This is a genomic window from Dolichospermum planctonicum, assembly GCF_005402965.1.
Classification (GTDB): domain Bacteria; phylum Cyanobacteriota; class Cyanobacteriia; order Cyanobacteriales; family Nostocaceae; genus Dolichospermum; species Dolichospermum planctonicum.
Map to the genome: position 1 here is coordinate 43650 of NZ_BJCF01000020.1, position 14776 is coordinate 58425.

The 14776-nt window shown below is 37.6% G+C and carries 12 protein-coding genes; 7 read left to right on the forward strand and 5 right to left on the reverse strand.

The window, feature by feature from the left end:
• Positions 1 to 44: 44 nt before the first annotated feature.
• Complete coding sequence (locus FFO06_RS10655) at positions 45 to 830, forward strand: HAD family hydrolase (RefSeq protein WP_137908017.1); 786 nt, start codon at positions 45 to 47, stop codon at positions 828 to 830.
• A 21-nt stretch (positions 831 to 851) separates the two neighbouring features.
• On the opposite strand, the gene FFO06_RS10660 is transcribed toward FFO06_RS10655, so the two are convergent.
• Positions 852 to 1457 carry a tetratricopeptide repeat protein gene (locus tag FFO06_RS10660; protein WP_236097122.1) on the reverse strand — a complete coding sequence of 202 codons (606 nt, stop codon included), beginning with the start codon at positions 1455 to 1457 and terminating at the stop codon, positions 852 to 854.
• 98 nt (positions 1458 to 1555) lie between these two features.
• Between FFO06_RS10660 and FFO06_RS10665 the strand changes: the two genes are divergently transcribed.
• Positions 1556 to 2731 (forward strand): DNA double-strand break repair nuclease NurA, encoded by a 1176-nt coding sequence (locus tag FFO06_RS10665; protein ID WP_137908019.1) that lies wholly within the window; start codon positions 1556 to 1558, stop codon positions 2729 to 2731.
• 7 nt (positions 2732 to 2738) lie between these two features.
• Here FFO06_RS10665 and dacB read toward each other — a convergent pair whose 3' ends face one another.
• The 4 genes from dacB to gloB form a co-directional block, all read right to left on the reverse strand.
• Positions 2739 to 4208, reverse strand: coding sequence for a D-alanyl-D-alanine carboxypeptidase/D-alanyl-D-alanine endopeptidase (gene dacB, locus FFO06_RS10670; RefSeq protein WP_137908020.1), 1470 nt, complete (start codon positions 4206 to 4208; stop codon positions 2739 to 2741).
• Between the two features lies 1 nt (position 4209).
• Positions 4210 to 6783, reverse strand: coding sequence for a replicative DNA helicase (dnaB, locus tag FFO06_RS10675; RefSeq protein WP_137908021.1), 2574 nt, complete (start codon positions 6781 to 6783; stop codon positions 4210 to 4212).
• A 270-nt stretch (positions 6784 to 7053) separates the two neighbouring features.
• A complete protein-coding gene (rplI, locus tag FFO06_RS10680; RefSeq protein ID WP_137908022.1) occupies positions 7054 to 7512 on the reverse strand; it encodes a 50S ribosomal protein L9 in 459 nt (152 codons plus the stop codon).
• 475 nt (positions 7513 to 7987) lie between these two features.
• Positions 7988 to 8761, reverse strand: a complete 774-nt coding sequence (gene gloB, locus FFO06_RS10685) for a hydroxyacylglutathione hydrolase (protein WP_137908023.1) — start codon at positions 8759 to 8761, stop codon at positions 7988 to 7990.
• 282 nt (positions 8762 to 9043) lie between these two features.
• Between gloB and FFO06_RS10690 the strand changes: the two genes are divergently transcribed.
• The 5 genes from FFO06_RS10690 to FFO06_RS10710 all read left to right on the forward strand — a co-directional run bounded on the left by FFO06_RS10690 (position 9044) and on the right by FFO06_RS10710 (position 14774).
• Positions 9044 to 10231, forward strand: coding sequence for a glycosyltransferase family 4 protein (locus FFO06_RS10690; RefSeq protein WP_137908024.1), 1188 nt, complete (start codon positions 9044 to 9046; stop codon positions 10229 to 10231).
• A 271-nt stretch (positions 10232 to 10502) separates the two neighbouring features.
• Positions 10503 to 11549 carry a cyanophycinase gene (locus FFO06_RS10695; RefSeq protein ID WP_137908025.1) on the forward strand — a complete coding sequence of 349 codons (1047 nt, stop codon included), beginning with the start codon at positions 10503 to 10505 and terminating at the stop codon, positions 11547 to 11549.
• A 441-nt stretch (positions 11550 to 11990) separates the two neighbouring features.
• Entirely contained in the window at positions 11991 to 12737 is a 747-nt protein-coding gene (locus tag FFO06_RS10700) for a hypothetical protein (RefSeq protein ID WP_137908026.1), read from the forward strand.
• Positions 12738 to 13078: 341 nt separating this feature from the next.
• Positions 13079 to 13903 (forward strand): TRAFAC clade GTPase domain-containing protein, encoded by an 825-nt coding sequence (locus FFO06_RS10705; protein ID WP_137908027.1) that lies wholly within the window; start codon positions 13079 to 13081, stop codon positions 13901 to 13903.
• Positions 13896 to 14774: a GTPase domain-containing protein gene (locus FFO06_RS10710; RefSeq protein ID WP_137908028.1), complete on the forward strand. Its 879-nt coding sequence runs from the start codon at positions 13896 to 13898 to the stop codon at positions 14772 to 14774. Before FFO06_RS10705 ends, FFO06_RS10710 begins: the two co-directional genes overlap by 8 nt.
• The last annotated feature ends 2 nt before the right edge of the window (positions 14775 to 14776 follow it).

Genomic DNA, 14776 nt, shown 5'->3' on the forward strand with positions numbered 1-14776 from the left:
CAAGGTGCGGTAAACTAACAAAAGCAGTTTTTCACCTCAGAACAATGACAGCAAATAGTCCCACGATTTTGGCTTTAGACTTTGATGGAGTGGTTTGCGATGGACTAATTGAGTATTTTGAGGTAGCATGGCGTACCTACTGTCAAATTTGGTCGCCGGTTGACGATACACTACCAGATGATTTAGCTTTGAGATTCTATCGCTTACGTCCTGTAATTGAAACCGGTTGGGAAATGCCTGTTTTAATTAAAGCTTTAATTGCAGGTTTTTCTGATGCTCAAATCCTGCAATCATGGACAACTATTACCGCCGAAATTTTAGTAGCAAATAACTTAGAAGCAAAAGCAGTTTCTACACAATTAGATAATTTGCGAGATGAATGGATTGAGAAAGATTTAGATGGTTGGTTAAGTCTACATAGATTTTATCCTGGTGTAATTGAAAGACTGAAAATAACTCTTGAGACTCAAGTTCAGTTATATATTGTCACTACTAAAGAAGGGCGATTTGTCAAGCAATTGTTACAACAAGAAGGAGTTAATTTACCATCAGAAAATATTTTTGGTAAAGAGGTAAAACGCCCAAAATATGCAACTTTACGAGAATTAATCAAGAAAGCAAATACCCAAACTGTTAATTTATGGTTTGTTGAAGATAGATTAAAAACTTTACAATTAGTGCAACAACAATCAGACTTAAATCATGTAAAACTTTTTCTCGCAGATTGGGGTTATAATACTTCATTAGAACGGGAAGCAGGAAAAAATGATTCCCGTATTCAACTAATATCACTTTCTCATTTTACTTACGATTTTGCAACCTGGTTGTAATTTAACCAATATCTAGAATATCTACATCCCCGACTTCTTAGACAAATCGGGGAGCTTATTAATAAGATTAATTACCTCTTGATAATTACTGATTCTTTTTTGTTTTTGAAATAAGTTAGCTGCTGTATTTAAATCGCTAATTGCTCCCTGTTTATCACCTAAAGCATTGCGAGTAATACCTCGATTTTGGTAAGCTTCAGGAAAGTTAGGATTCAGCTTTAATGCTTGGTTAAAATCTTTAATAGCTCCTGGGAAATCTCCCAAATCATGACGAGTAAATCCGCGATGATTATAAACACCCGCATAATTAGGATTTAGGCTGATTGCTTGATTATAATCTAAAATTGCTCCTTTTAAATCTCCCAGTTTATAGCGAGATATTCCTCGTTTATAGTAAACTTCAGCAAAATCAGGACGTAACTTCAAGGCTTGATTATATTCTGCAATTGCTTCTTTGATATCTCCTGATGTATGGCGGTTAATTCCTCTATGAAAATAGATGATAGCCTCTTTTTTATCAGCTTGTGCTAACAGTGATGATTTGATTCTAGTATCGGAAATACTTGCCAAATTCTTACCACTCACTTTTGGAGTATATAATATAATTCCGAATAGAAGGATTGTCATTGTTAATTTCCATTTTTTCATGACACCATTTTTCCAGTTATTAGCATACAGTTGTTAATTATATAGTATTTACATCTATTCGCACAACTACAAACACTATGCTTGATTTAACAAAAATATCGGGACAAATGCAAGGTTTCAGTCAACATTTGACTTCAGAAGTGGCCGCGAGTCATCAGCGGTTAGAATTAGCACAACAATTTTTTAAACAGGCTGTAGAGTGTCAACAGGAGTTAGTTGAACGTCAGGAAAAATGGCACAATCGGATTCTCTTTGCTAATGCTACACCAATTGAACCCCTAGAAACCTGTATTACTATTCCTGTTCCCCCGAAAATTCATACTGTCATTTCTACTGATGGTTCGCAAATTGCCCCTAATCATCACGAAATTGCGTATTGTTACTTACTCAATATCGGCAGGGTGGTTTTACACTATGGTCAAAATCTTCACCCCATTCTCGATAGTCTACCGGAGATATTTTATCGCCCCGAAGATTTATATATCTCCCGTCAATGGGGAATTAGAGCGGAAGAATGGATGGGTTATCGGCGTACTGCTTCGGAGGCTACGGTATTAGCTGAACTGGCCTGTAGTGTGAAAACAGCAGCACCAACTTTAGCCATGGTTGATGGTTCGTTAATATACTGGTTTTTAGATCAGTTACCGATGGATGCCCGCGATCGCATTTTACCACCTATTTTAGAGGCCTGGCAAAAACTCCAACAAGCTCAAATACCCCTCATGGGTTATCTTAGTGCCTCTCGCAGCACGGAAGCCACTAACTTTTTACGGTTTTTGGCTTGTCCCTATCCTGTCCCCGATTGTATCACCTATTGCCCCAACCAACTAGAATACGTACCTTGTAAAAAATTTGATACTTTGCGCGATACAAGCATCATGACTAGCCAACTCCAACCTGGACAACGAGGACCATTATGGCGGAGTAATGCGCGAATTTTAGAATTGTATGACGACCAAATTATTTATTTTTGTTACGTCCATGTCGGTACAGAAATCGCCCGGATTGAAGTCCCTGCTTGGGTTGTCGCCAATCAAACTATGTTTGATCAAGCACTAGGACTAATGTTGGCACAAGTACAAAAAGGATACGGTTATCCTGTGGCTATTGCGGAAGCCCATAATCAGGCTGTAGTCAGAGGTGGTGACAGGACCCGTTTTTTTGCCCTTTTAGAACGACAAATGATCAAAGCTGGGATTAAAAATGTCGGTATTTCCTCTAAAGAAGCCAGAAAACGCGGTAGCATTGCTTAAAGTTATTTTAACATCGTTTTAATTGGGTTAATAAAACCACAATTTCATCTATTGCTGTTCTCACAATTTTACTAGGTTGTTCAGATTGGTTCACCATAATACTAAAAACTAAAGGCTCATAATTAGCTGAATTTACATATCCAGAAAGAGCAGAAACTCCTGTCATGGAACCGGTTTTTCCTTGGACAATTCCCACAGCAGCAGTATTAATCAAGCGATTTTTTAAGCTACCTGTCATACCTGCAATGGGTAAGGAAGCCCGAAAAATTTCTCTTTGAGGTGATTTATCAATTGCTTGTAAAACTCGTACTAAAGCTGCGGGAGTGGTTAAGTTCTTGCGAGATAACCCAGAACCATCTACAATTACATAACTTTCTGGTTCAACTCCTAATTGAGTTAAGGTTTCTTTCATAACTTGTAATCCGATATCAGCCGTATTTTGATCTTTTTCTCTTGGTTTTTTAATAGCTAAACTTCTGAGTAGAGCCTCAGCATACAAATTATTGCTATTTACATTTGTCTCTATTAATAATTCAGACAAAGGTGGAGATTCTACTGCGGCTATTTCTTTGCCATTTTTATTTTTATTCAAATTACTAATTACAGTTTCTTGAACGGTAATTCCTGCTATGATTAAATTATGACGAAATTGTTTTAAAAAATTGCTAATTGGATCAAATACAGCTATAGCAGTAATTTCCGGTTGGGAATTTACCGCTAATTGTCCTTTTATCCTCAAAATCTGTCCTTTTAAATCGCGGTTAATTTCTACAAAACCGGGTTTATCTGCTTGAGTAGTAATGGTATTATTCTCAATTTTCCACTGATATGCTTCTGTAAGTTCAACCCATTTTAGTTGTAATGGTTGTCCGATATTTTGGGGTAAAAAACTTAATCCAGAAGCGTTATCATTTAATATTAAACTATTAACAGGAGCGCCATAATCAGCCTGTATATCTTCCCATTCCCAACTGGAATGAACTACTTCACCTTGAAAATAACTATCATCAGCAATTAACTGATTAATTTCTCTAATTCCCTGTTGATAAAGTTGTTTTGCTAATAATACTAATTGAGGGTTTTTAAAACTCGGATCTCCCCTACCCACTACACGCAAAATACCATTACCATCATCATAAATAGAGGTACGAATCCGAAAATCTGAACCTAATTTCTGTAATGCTACAGCAGTGGTAAATAGCTTAATATTAGAAGCGGGAATAAAATATTTCTGGCTATCTTGACTATAAAGAATCTTGTCTGATGATAATGTTTTAACTAAAATTCCCCAACGTCCTCGACTAAATTGAGGCCGATTGATAATAGTATTAATTGTTGATGATAATTGAGCGGGACAAAGGGATTTGCTAGTAGTAACTTCTGGAACTACTGTTTGTGCTGCAGCTACTTTCTGAATGCTACCAATTTGGATACTGATAAATAGAAATATCAAGCTAAAAAAGTATTTTTTTAACATATTACCAACTGTTTTGTCTGGCTAGATTTTTGAACTTTGTAAATTGAGGATCAAATAATAGTTTGATTGTTCCTGTTGGTCCATTCCGATGTTTAGCGATGATCACTTCGGCAATTCCTCTATCTGGAGTATCTGGTGAATAATATTCATCACGGTATAACATCATTACTATATCCGCATCTTGTTCGATTGATCCCGATTCTCTTAAATCAGATAACATTGGCCGTTTATTAGTTCTTGCTTCCACCCCCCGACTTAACTGTGATAAAGCAAGAACCGGTACAGATAATTCCCTCGCTAAACCTTTTAAAGAACGGGTAATTCTTGATAATTCTTGCACACGATTATCACCTGCACCTTCCATTAATTGCAAGTAATCAATGACTATTAATCCTAAATTTCCATTTTGTTCTGCTTGCAGTCTTCGGGCTTGACTTCGTATTTGTGTAACTGTAATATTTGCCGTATCATCAATAAACATTGGTGTTTCTGAAAGCTTATCAATAGCACGGCTTAACGGTTCCCATTGCGTTTGACTAATGCGACCACTTCTTAAATAACTGCTTTCAATTCCCGCTTCACTAGCTAATAGTCTTTGTACTAGTTGTTCTTTGGACATTTCTAAACTAAAAACAGCCACCGGTAGTTTATAACCAGCAGCAATATTATGAGCAAGGTTAAGACAAAAGGCGGTATTGTGAACACAAATATCATTAGCGACAAAATTATGTGTTTTAGGAATTGTTAAATCATAAACTTGTTTGTTACCAACTGATTCAATGGAAATGATTTCATCCCAATATACATCACTATTTGCTAATTGCTGAAGTGGTAATTTGTCTAATGCAGTGGCTAAAATCCATAATCTTTCTCTTGTTAATGCCCGTTTACCGACATGAATATTGGTATAGCTTTTAATCCCAGATCGTTTTGCTAAACTACTCCAGGTTTCGCTACCTTTAGCTGCTGCTAATTGTTCCCAAATTTCTACAGGTATTAAGTCACGATTGGTTTGATATCTTTTTTGAGATATTGCTGCTGTAACTTTTGCTAATGCTGCTTCTTTGCCAAAAATGCCAATTTCTGCAATGAAGTTTTTGATAGATAAAGCATCAGTAATATCTAATTGCCATGCTGGTCTACGGGTATTATTATATTTCACAGACCGCTTTTTCAAAGCAGCAATAATACCAAATCTTAACAACAGATGTTGAATTTGTCTTGCTAGTCTTTCGCTGACTGTACAATAACCTAATTGTGATTGACCACTATTAAGCACAGTAGCCCAACCATCAGTGGCAAAAAGACGATTTAGAAACAATGATAATTGTGATTTTTCTAATTTAAAGACAATGTTTGGGATAGTTTTATTATGAGCATCTTTATCCCATAAACCTAATTTTTCTAATCCAACACATAATGAAGGTGTCTGTTGTCCTGGGGAATCTTCCCTTGTTATTGACAAACCACCAAATTCAGTTACTGCTTCAGAAAAATCTGTTTGCAATAATGGGTTGCTGTTTGTAAATCTAGGAGTGCTATTAGTTAAACCACCATCACCAATTAAATAACCTAATAATTTGACTTCACACTCGCGGATAGTTTCTGTTCCAAACACATCTATTTTGCGAGGGATGGCAATCTTATTTCCTACTTGTAAATTTTCTAATCTTTGCCAACCTTTAATAGTTAAAAATGGGTGAGTAATTGTGGTTTCAATTGCCCGTCCTAAGCGAGTTGTGATGCGAAAAACTGGTTTAATTCCATCATCTACAAATGCAGATGGTTGGGTAAAGGTAAATTTCCAATCATCATTTAATGTTAATAATGAACCTTGCCGTTGCTGATATAATTCTTCAATTGTGGCAATTTGTCCATCTGCTAAGACGATTTCTGAATCATAACTGAGACATTTCCCCATTGACGGCCTCCCAGCTACGATAATTAAATCAGAACGCTGAAAACCGCTAGTCATAGCATCTAAATCATAAAAACCACAGGGTATTCCTGGTAAAGCAATACCTTGATGACGAGTTTCAATATCTTGGAAAGTATTAATTAATGTATCACCAATATGAACTAATCCTGATTGGGGTTTTTCTTGGGTGACATTAAAAACTTTTTGTTCGGCTTGATCTAGAACAATTGGTAATTCTGTTTCTGTTTCATAACCCAGATGTACAATTTCATTACCTGCTTTAATTAATTGTCGTCGCAGGTATTTTTCCATGACTAACCCTGCTAAAGCATCAATATTCACCGCTGAAACCGTGCGGTCTACTAGTGTGGCTAATTTATTTCTTCCACCAATTCTTGTTAGTTGATCATTGTCTGTTAACCAACTGGTGATGGAAAGCAAATCTGTGGGTTTTTGTTGCGTATGAAGACGCAAAGCGGCCTGATAGATTATTGTATGGGCGCTAATATAAAAGGCTTCGGGGACTAAGCGATCGCTCACTCGACCAATAGCCTCCGGATCTAGTAAAATACCCCCTAGAATCGCCTCCTCTGCTTCGATATTTTGTGGTGGTAGGCGATTACTACCATCACTTTGAAAACTCAGTTCTTCAGCCATTAGGTTTATTGGATTCTTATAGTTTGTATTTATACTTTAACTATACCAAAAGCTGTAATTCACCAAATTTTAGATTTTAAATTTTGGATTTTAAATTTTGGATTTTGGATTAAAGATTGAAAATTCATACCTAGTCTGAATCTGATTCCGCCGAATTTATGCGGGTATAAATCTAAAATCCAAAATTGACAAGCCCCCGGACTAATTACTGGAGTCCATCTAAAATCTAAAATCTAAAATCTAAAATCCAAAATCTAAAATTGAAATCCGTTAGTTAGAGACGACTTCAATATTAATTTCTGCTGTTACTTCAGAATAGAGCTTAATTTCCGCTTTATAAGTACCCAATTGGCTAATATCAGGAATGGTAATACCACGACGATCTATTTCTAGATTAGCCGCTTTTAAAATAGCATCTGCTACATCTTGGGTAGTAACAGTACCGAAAATAGCCTCATTTTCACCAACTTGCTTGGCAATTTTTAAGTTACCAACTGTTTCTAAAGCTGCTTTTTGTTCAGTTGCTTGTTGTTTGAGTTCTAATTGTCTTTGGCGTTCTTTTTCCCGTTTCCGTTCTACTTGTTTGAGAATACCCGGTGTCGCCCGATCTGCTAAACTCTGGGGAATCAGATAGTTACGAGCATAACCGGGAGCTACTTCTACTAAGTCGCCGATTTTTCCCAGTTTACTGACATCTTTTGTTAAAACCAATTGCACACGTTTCGCCATTGTTTTTCGCTTTTCTTTGTAATATCTTAGTTATTTGGATGTCATCAGTGTGGCTGACAAGATTGTAGCTTGATCCTCAGCGACTTTGAACATACCCACAGCCTTGATATTGTAGCGAAATTTGGGGAGCGATCGCAATACTAAATCCCATAAATAAAAATATTAAAAATTAAAAGGGAACTCTTAACTCTTAACTGGGAACAGTTTTAACTGTCTGGATATCCTCAATTTTCCAAATCCGACAAAGAAAAATGCAATTCATTTTCAGACACCATTAGCCAAAACCTGGCACTTTTTTATGGTAAAAATCCGCGAAACCCTTTGTTAATAAATGGTTTTAGGTTTATATGGCTAACGCCACGCTACGCTATCAGCAAACCCTATATACAATCTTAATATAGCTAAGTCTTGTGGTGCGGGCATCCTGCCCGCTATACCTGCCCGCTATCATTCTACAAATTAAATGCAGTACAGACTAAAAATTATCCTTCATGCCTCGAATCCGGGCAAAGGTTTGAACTTCTTCATGACTTTTCGCTGTTGCTTGTAAAGACGGTTTATCCCAACGCAAAAAAGGATTTGTGAGTTTTTCTATTCCCAAAAGTGATGGAACTGTGGCTTCATTGGCCTCCCGTTGAGTTTTAACATCCTGGTAGCGTTTTTGCAAATCCGCATTTTCCGGGTCTACAGTCACAGCAAACCGCAAATTGCTGAAAGTATATTCATGGGCGCACCAAACGCGAGTATCATCCGGTAAAGCCCGTAGTTTATTTAAAGATGCTACCATTTGCCCCGGTGTACCTTCAAATAAACGACCACAACCACCAGCAAACAATGTATCACCACAAAACAATTCCCCCGGCTCTCCTGGGCTTTCTGGCGGGAAATAGTAAGCAATATGAGCGCGGGTGTGGCCAGGAACAAACAACACCTCAGCAGTACGATTTCCAAATTGGACGCGATCACCGTTGTCTAAAAATACCTGCTGTCCCGGAATCCGGCCTCTATCTTCCGCACCTCCATAAACTGTCACTTGGGGAAATTTTTTCATCAATTGAGTATTTCCACTCACATGATCACCGTGATGGTGAGTATTAAAAATTGCTACCAAATCAGCATTTAATTTTGTCAATTCGTCTAATACTGGTTGCGCTTCGGCCGGATCAACAACAGCCGCAATATTCTGTTGTGGATCATGCAGTAAAAATATATAATTGTCTGAAAGTACCGGCAGACGGATGATTTGCATTAGCTTTTCTTCCCCCGTTGGTGAATTTATTTATAATATGTCCTGTATTATTTTAACCCAACCTATTCGATAAATTCAATAAATTTGTATAACCGCTTCGGCTATCCATTACCCTGAGATGATTTATTTAGTACAATTGTTGAATGATGTCCTATTTTGTCCGGTTTTTCAGGAGCAGTTTTCGTTAATTTCTAATTTCTAATTTTCTTTTCCCTGTTCCCTGCTATAAATATAGTTTTTATATATTTGGATTTTTTTGTCAATCATCGGGGAGTCAAGTCAATGAAGATATTAGTGCTGAGTTGGGAATTTCCACCCAGGATAGTCGGGGGAATTGCTCGTCACGTTGCTGAGTTGTACCCGGAACTGATCAAGTTAGGCCATGACATTCACCTCATTACCCCTGAATTTGGTCAAGCAGCCCTTTATGAAGTCGTTGAGGGGATTCATATTCATCGTGTCCACGTGGCTGCTAGTAACGATTTTTTTCACTGGGTGGTGAATTTAAATGAGAGTATGGGCGCTTATGGTGGTAAGTTGTTGAGGGAAAAGGAGCCATTTGATTTGATTCATGCCCATGATTGGTTAGTTGGTGATGCTGCGATCGCTCTTAAGTATATCTTTAAAATTCCCTTAATTGCCACCATTCACGCCACGGAACATGGACGTTATAATGGTATTCACAATGATACCCAACGCTATATTCATAATAAAGAATATGCACTAGCTGAAAATGCTTGGCGGGTAATCGTTTGTAGTGAATATATGCGTCGAGAAATCGGGCGATCGCTTTCTGTTGCTAGTGATAAAATTGACGTAATATATAATGGTATTCGCCCAGAAAAGAAACGACATGACAAAGATTTTCATCCTCAAGATTTTCGGCGACAATTTGCCACGGATGATGAAAAAATTGTTTATTATCTTGGTCGCATGACCTACGAAAAAGGCGTACCTGTGTTACTTAATGCTGCTCCCAAGGTGCTTTGGGAAATGGGCGGTAATGTTAAATTTATCATAGTCGGCGGCGGTAATACTGAACATCTAAAACGTCAAGCTTGGGATTTAGGAATTTGGCACAAGTGTTACTTTACCGGGTTTCTCTCTGATGAATACTTAGATAGATTTCAAACTATCGCCGACTGTGCGGTTTTCCCCAGTCTTTATGAACCCTTTGGTATTGTGGCTTTAGAAAGTTTTGCCTCTCGCGTACCAGTGATAGTTTCCGATACTGGTGGTTTTCCTGAAGTAGTTCAACATACAAAAACGGGAATTACTACCTGGGTAAATGATCCTGACTCTGTAGCTTGGGGAATTTTAGAAGTTTTGAGAAACCCAGATTATTGTCAATGGTTGGTAAATAATGCCTATGCAGATTTAGAAAAACGATTTAGTTGGCCAAAATTAGGTCAGCAAACAGAAATGGTTTACAAAAGAACAGTCAAAGAACGAGGAGAAATTATCTGGTAGTGATAAAAAACGGTAATTGATGAAATCAGGGTTTCTCAACCCATGCAGGTGGGTTTTGTCTGTGTAGACGCGGTTGATAACTGCCCAAACTAACCAAACTAATATTAATTTAATATTAATTTAGACTACTGCATTCATCTTCTCTGAGGAGAATTAAAGACTACTCTGATTATTAGCCGTAAAAAAACAGTACAAACCCTGTACGCTGGGAATTTAGCTCCTCAAATGCGAGAGTTAGAAATGATTGCTGTTTGCTTGACAAGATTTGAATATGACAAAAGCATTCCCAAATATATCCAGGCATTTGCAGAATGCAAAAAACAGCTTGTTGAGGGTGGTAAACCAAATTATCGGCCGTCTGACAGCACAGTTAAAGCAGTTCCTCAAGGATATCATTGCTGATCACCAAACTCCTCCCCCTGAACCTATTTATCAATTACCTAAACTAGCCGGTCCTGTTCATAACTTAGGTGGTGGTGGTACTGATGTTGATGATGCCATTCAATGGATGATTAATCAAGTCAGGGGGGGTAGTAACAGCGATATTAAAGTTAATGTTTTAGTGATTCGGGCTGCTGGTAAGGATGATTACAATCAGTTAATTTATTCCATGAAAGGTGTCAAATATGTAGAAACTCTCATCATTCGTAACCGCCAAGAAGCGAACAGAACGGATATTTTTGATAAAGTCAGAAATGCTGGAGTAATTTTCTTTGCTGGAGGTGATCAATGTGAATATATTCGTCACTGGAAAAATACTAAATTAGAAGTTGCTATCAAGTCGGTTTATGATCAAGGTGGTGCTATTGGTGGTACAAGTGCCGGGGCAATGATTCAAAGTGAATATGTTTATGATTCTTGCGCTTGTGTGGATAGCATTGAAACTTACGAAGCCCTTGATGACCCTTACAGAAATATTACTTTTACCTATAACTTTTTTCAGTGGAAGCATTTGCGAGGGACTATTATTGATACCCATTTTAATGAACGCAAAAGAATGGGGAGAATTATGGTTTTTATTGCTCGGCAAATTCAAGATGGTGTATCTTCAACTGCTTTAGGGATAGCAATTAGTGAAGAAACTTCTTTGTTGATTGATCGATATGGTATTGCTAAAGTTATGGGTAAAGGTGCAGCCTATTTTGTGTTAGGAGATCATCCCCCAGAAGTTTGTGAAAAAGGAACTCCTCTCACTTATCACGACTATAAAATTTGGAGAGTTCCTCAAGGTGACAGTTTTGATTTGAATAAACTACCGTCACGAGGTTATTATCTCAGAAGTGTCAAGCGGGGAAGATTTGACTCAGATCCTTATTAGATATCAAGTAAATTTAGGTGTGTAAGTTAAAACGCACCTAATTTCTATATTGTATAATGCAAGAGGTTTTCAGCGATTTTACAGCCAGTAGCTTTGAATGAGGTACACCTTGTGCGGGCAAGACTTGTACTGAGCAGTTCGACAAGCTCACTGTAACACTTGGTCGTTCGCGTAGCGTGGCGTTAGCCATAGTATGCCCGCACCACAAGAGTTTTATTATTAATATCTGTACTTTGTGAATATCGGAAACTGCTGTATATTTTTTTAGATTTTTTTAGATTTTTTTAGATTTTTTACAGGGCTTGGTTTTTTCATGTCAACCTACGGAAGCTATGATTAATTTTTCAAAACTTAAAACTTGATCTAAAAATGATTATTTGTATCAAAACAATTATTGTATAATGGCACTTAAATATACCCAATGTACTAAAGATAATCAAGGTGGGAGTAGTATACATAGGCGATCGCGCAACAGGTAAGACTCACTTGGCCCTAGAGTTGGTCAACCCCAAAGGTGAATATGTCAAAGTTGCCAATCTCGATTATGACAATTTGAGGGTGCAATTGTTGGATGAGAACTCACAGCCCTACGCAACACCTCGGCAAATGCCACACCCCAGGTATTTGGAGATGGAGGTGCGGCTACCGTCTGGTAATAAGCAAATGGTGGTAGATTGGATTGATACAGCGGGGGAGGTGTGGGACAGGAATTTGCAAAAGGATGGTCCTGAAAGATGGAATCAATTTTTACAAACTCTTCGTAACAGCGAGGGACTGTTACTGATTCTGCCACCCCATCGGGGCATGGATTTACAACCGGGTACGGATGTGGAGCAGTTTGCCACGCAAAAACAATGGTGTAATCGTTTTGACAGGTGGGTAGAATTTTTTCATCACCAATGTCCTAATGTCAGACATTTAGCGATTTGTATCAATAAAGCTGATTTATTTTGTGATTTGACCAAGGAAGGTGGTAAACTAGCTTATAAGCCCTATGGTAGTTCCCTCAACTGGCAGCAGCGGCATATTTATGTTTTACAAAGATATTTTCGTCCGATTTATTCCCAATTAGAACAATTAAATAATGGTCTTTCCGGTGGCTCGGTGCGGTGTTTCATTACATCTATTCATCATCGAGGTTTATTAGAATTACCTTGGATTTATTTGGGTAGTTTTTTAGCGAAATAGGTGGGAATTGTGTTAAACAGATTTTTTCAGGTTTTTTCAGGGATTGAAACCAGCACCGGTCATGAGAAATCCCATCTACACAGGCAAAACCCGCCGGTACTGATTGGAAATTCATCATTTATTTAGTCCACTTTCTGCGGACTTTGTTTGTATAGCCGCAAATTACAGCAGTTATCCGTTTATGAAGTACAGATATTAATAATAAAACTCTTGTGGTGCGGGCATCTTGCCCGCACAAGGTGTACCTCACTCAAAGCTACTTGCTGTATATTGCTGGGACTATCTTCATCATTCTCCGTTGTTGAAATAATTAAATAATTAATTAGTTAAAAGGGTGTAACATGAGCAACATTCATATCATCGGACCACAGGCTTCTGGCAAAACTACTTATTTAGCGGCTTTGGCTTATCAACCACGAAAAGCAACATGGAAAAAGAAAAATTTTAAAGTGCAAGCATTGAATGAAGAAACCAAAGAATTAGCAGACAAAGCGGAAAACATTATTTTAGAGGGTGCATCTTTAGAACCTACTCAGAAATATGTGAAATCAATTGATGATTTGAAAGTCTATTCATTCATGATTGAAATTCAGAAAAAATGGCGAAAACTAGAGCAGCTAAACTTAGCTGTGCGAGACTATCCAGGAGAGGTTTTTAAAGAGTTAGAATCAGTCTCTACCGATCCATTACATGAAGAATTTATGAATGAGTGTTTAAGTAAAGATACTCAAGGGTGTTTAATTCTATTAACAGAGTGGAGACAAGGAACGGATAAATTTTATAAACGAGTCTTTAAAAGGTTTATAGATTTAATGGATAAACAGGGAAGATTGCATGATTTACGGTTAGCTGTAGCCATGAGTAAATGTGAACGGGGGGAACTGTGGCCTGGTCGTTTAGATCCTGAAAATGATTTATTTGCTATTCATTTCCCGGAAACACTGTCATTTTTAAAAGACAATATTTCTCATAAAAATTTACAGTTTTATGCCATATCTACCTTTGGGGTTTTAAGAAATAAAGATCCGCGCCCCAATCGTAAGGAAGAATTAGGACAAGGGGGCAGATATTCAGTGTTACGAGAAACTGATAACTGGTCGCCCTATGGCATGATTTCACCTCTCTATTGGTTAAGTACAGGTAAGAGGATGAAAGAAGATGTTTAATTTATTTAAGAATAAAAATCAGCCCCCATTACAAAGTAGTGCAGTATTACGAATTATAGGCGATCGCACTTCTGGAAAAACCACATATATGGCCTCCTTAGCCCGATGGCCAAATGCTGATCCTGATAGTCCAGTGCAAGCTGTAACCGCAGTGGACGAAGGGGGAGAAGACCTGATCAATAAAGCTCAAAATATCTTAGAACAGGGGTTACAATTAGAACAAACTGATTTAAGTAAAAATGTATCAGAGGTGAAAGACTGCACCTTACAAATTACGCTGAAGGAAAAAAAATTAGGTGCTAAATTACTGAATTTAAACGTCAGTTCTAAAGATTATGCTGGGGAATTTTTTACAGACTTGCTGCATAAAGTCAAAGATCCTCTATTAGATGAATATTTAGAAGACTGTTTACAGTGTAATGGTATTCTGTTTTTAGTTGATGGTAGTAGTCGGCGCAAAGATTTAGAATATGCCAATGGTTTAGATAAATTGCTGTTAGCACTAGACCGGAATGATCTGGGTGGAAGTAAGCGGCGCATTGCCTTAGTATTGAATAAATGTGAACAATCTGATTTGTGGGTAAATCGAGATAAACCAGCATTTTTAGCATCAGCAAGGTTTCCCCAAGTTTGCAGAAAATTACAATCATGGCAACAAATGGGCGGGGGTAACATAGAATTTTTTGCAGCTTCAGCTTTTGGGATGTTGGGTAGTAAATATCCTGAACCAAATGTTAACTTATTAAGTAGAAATAGGGGAGGGGTAACAGCGGTAATTAAAAATCCCAAACTTTGGCGGCCTTTTGGTTTGGTTGCTCCCATTTATTGGCTTTGTACAGGTTCACGTCATCCAGAATTAGATAAAGGTTAAAA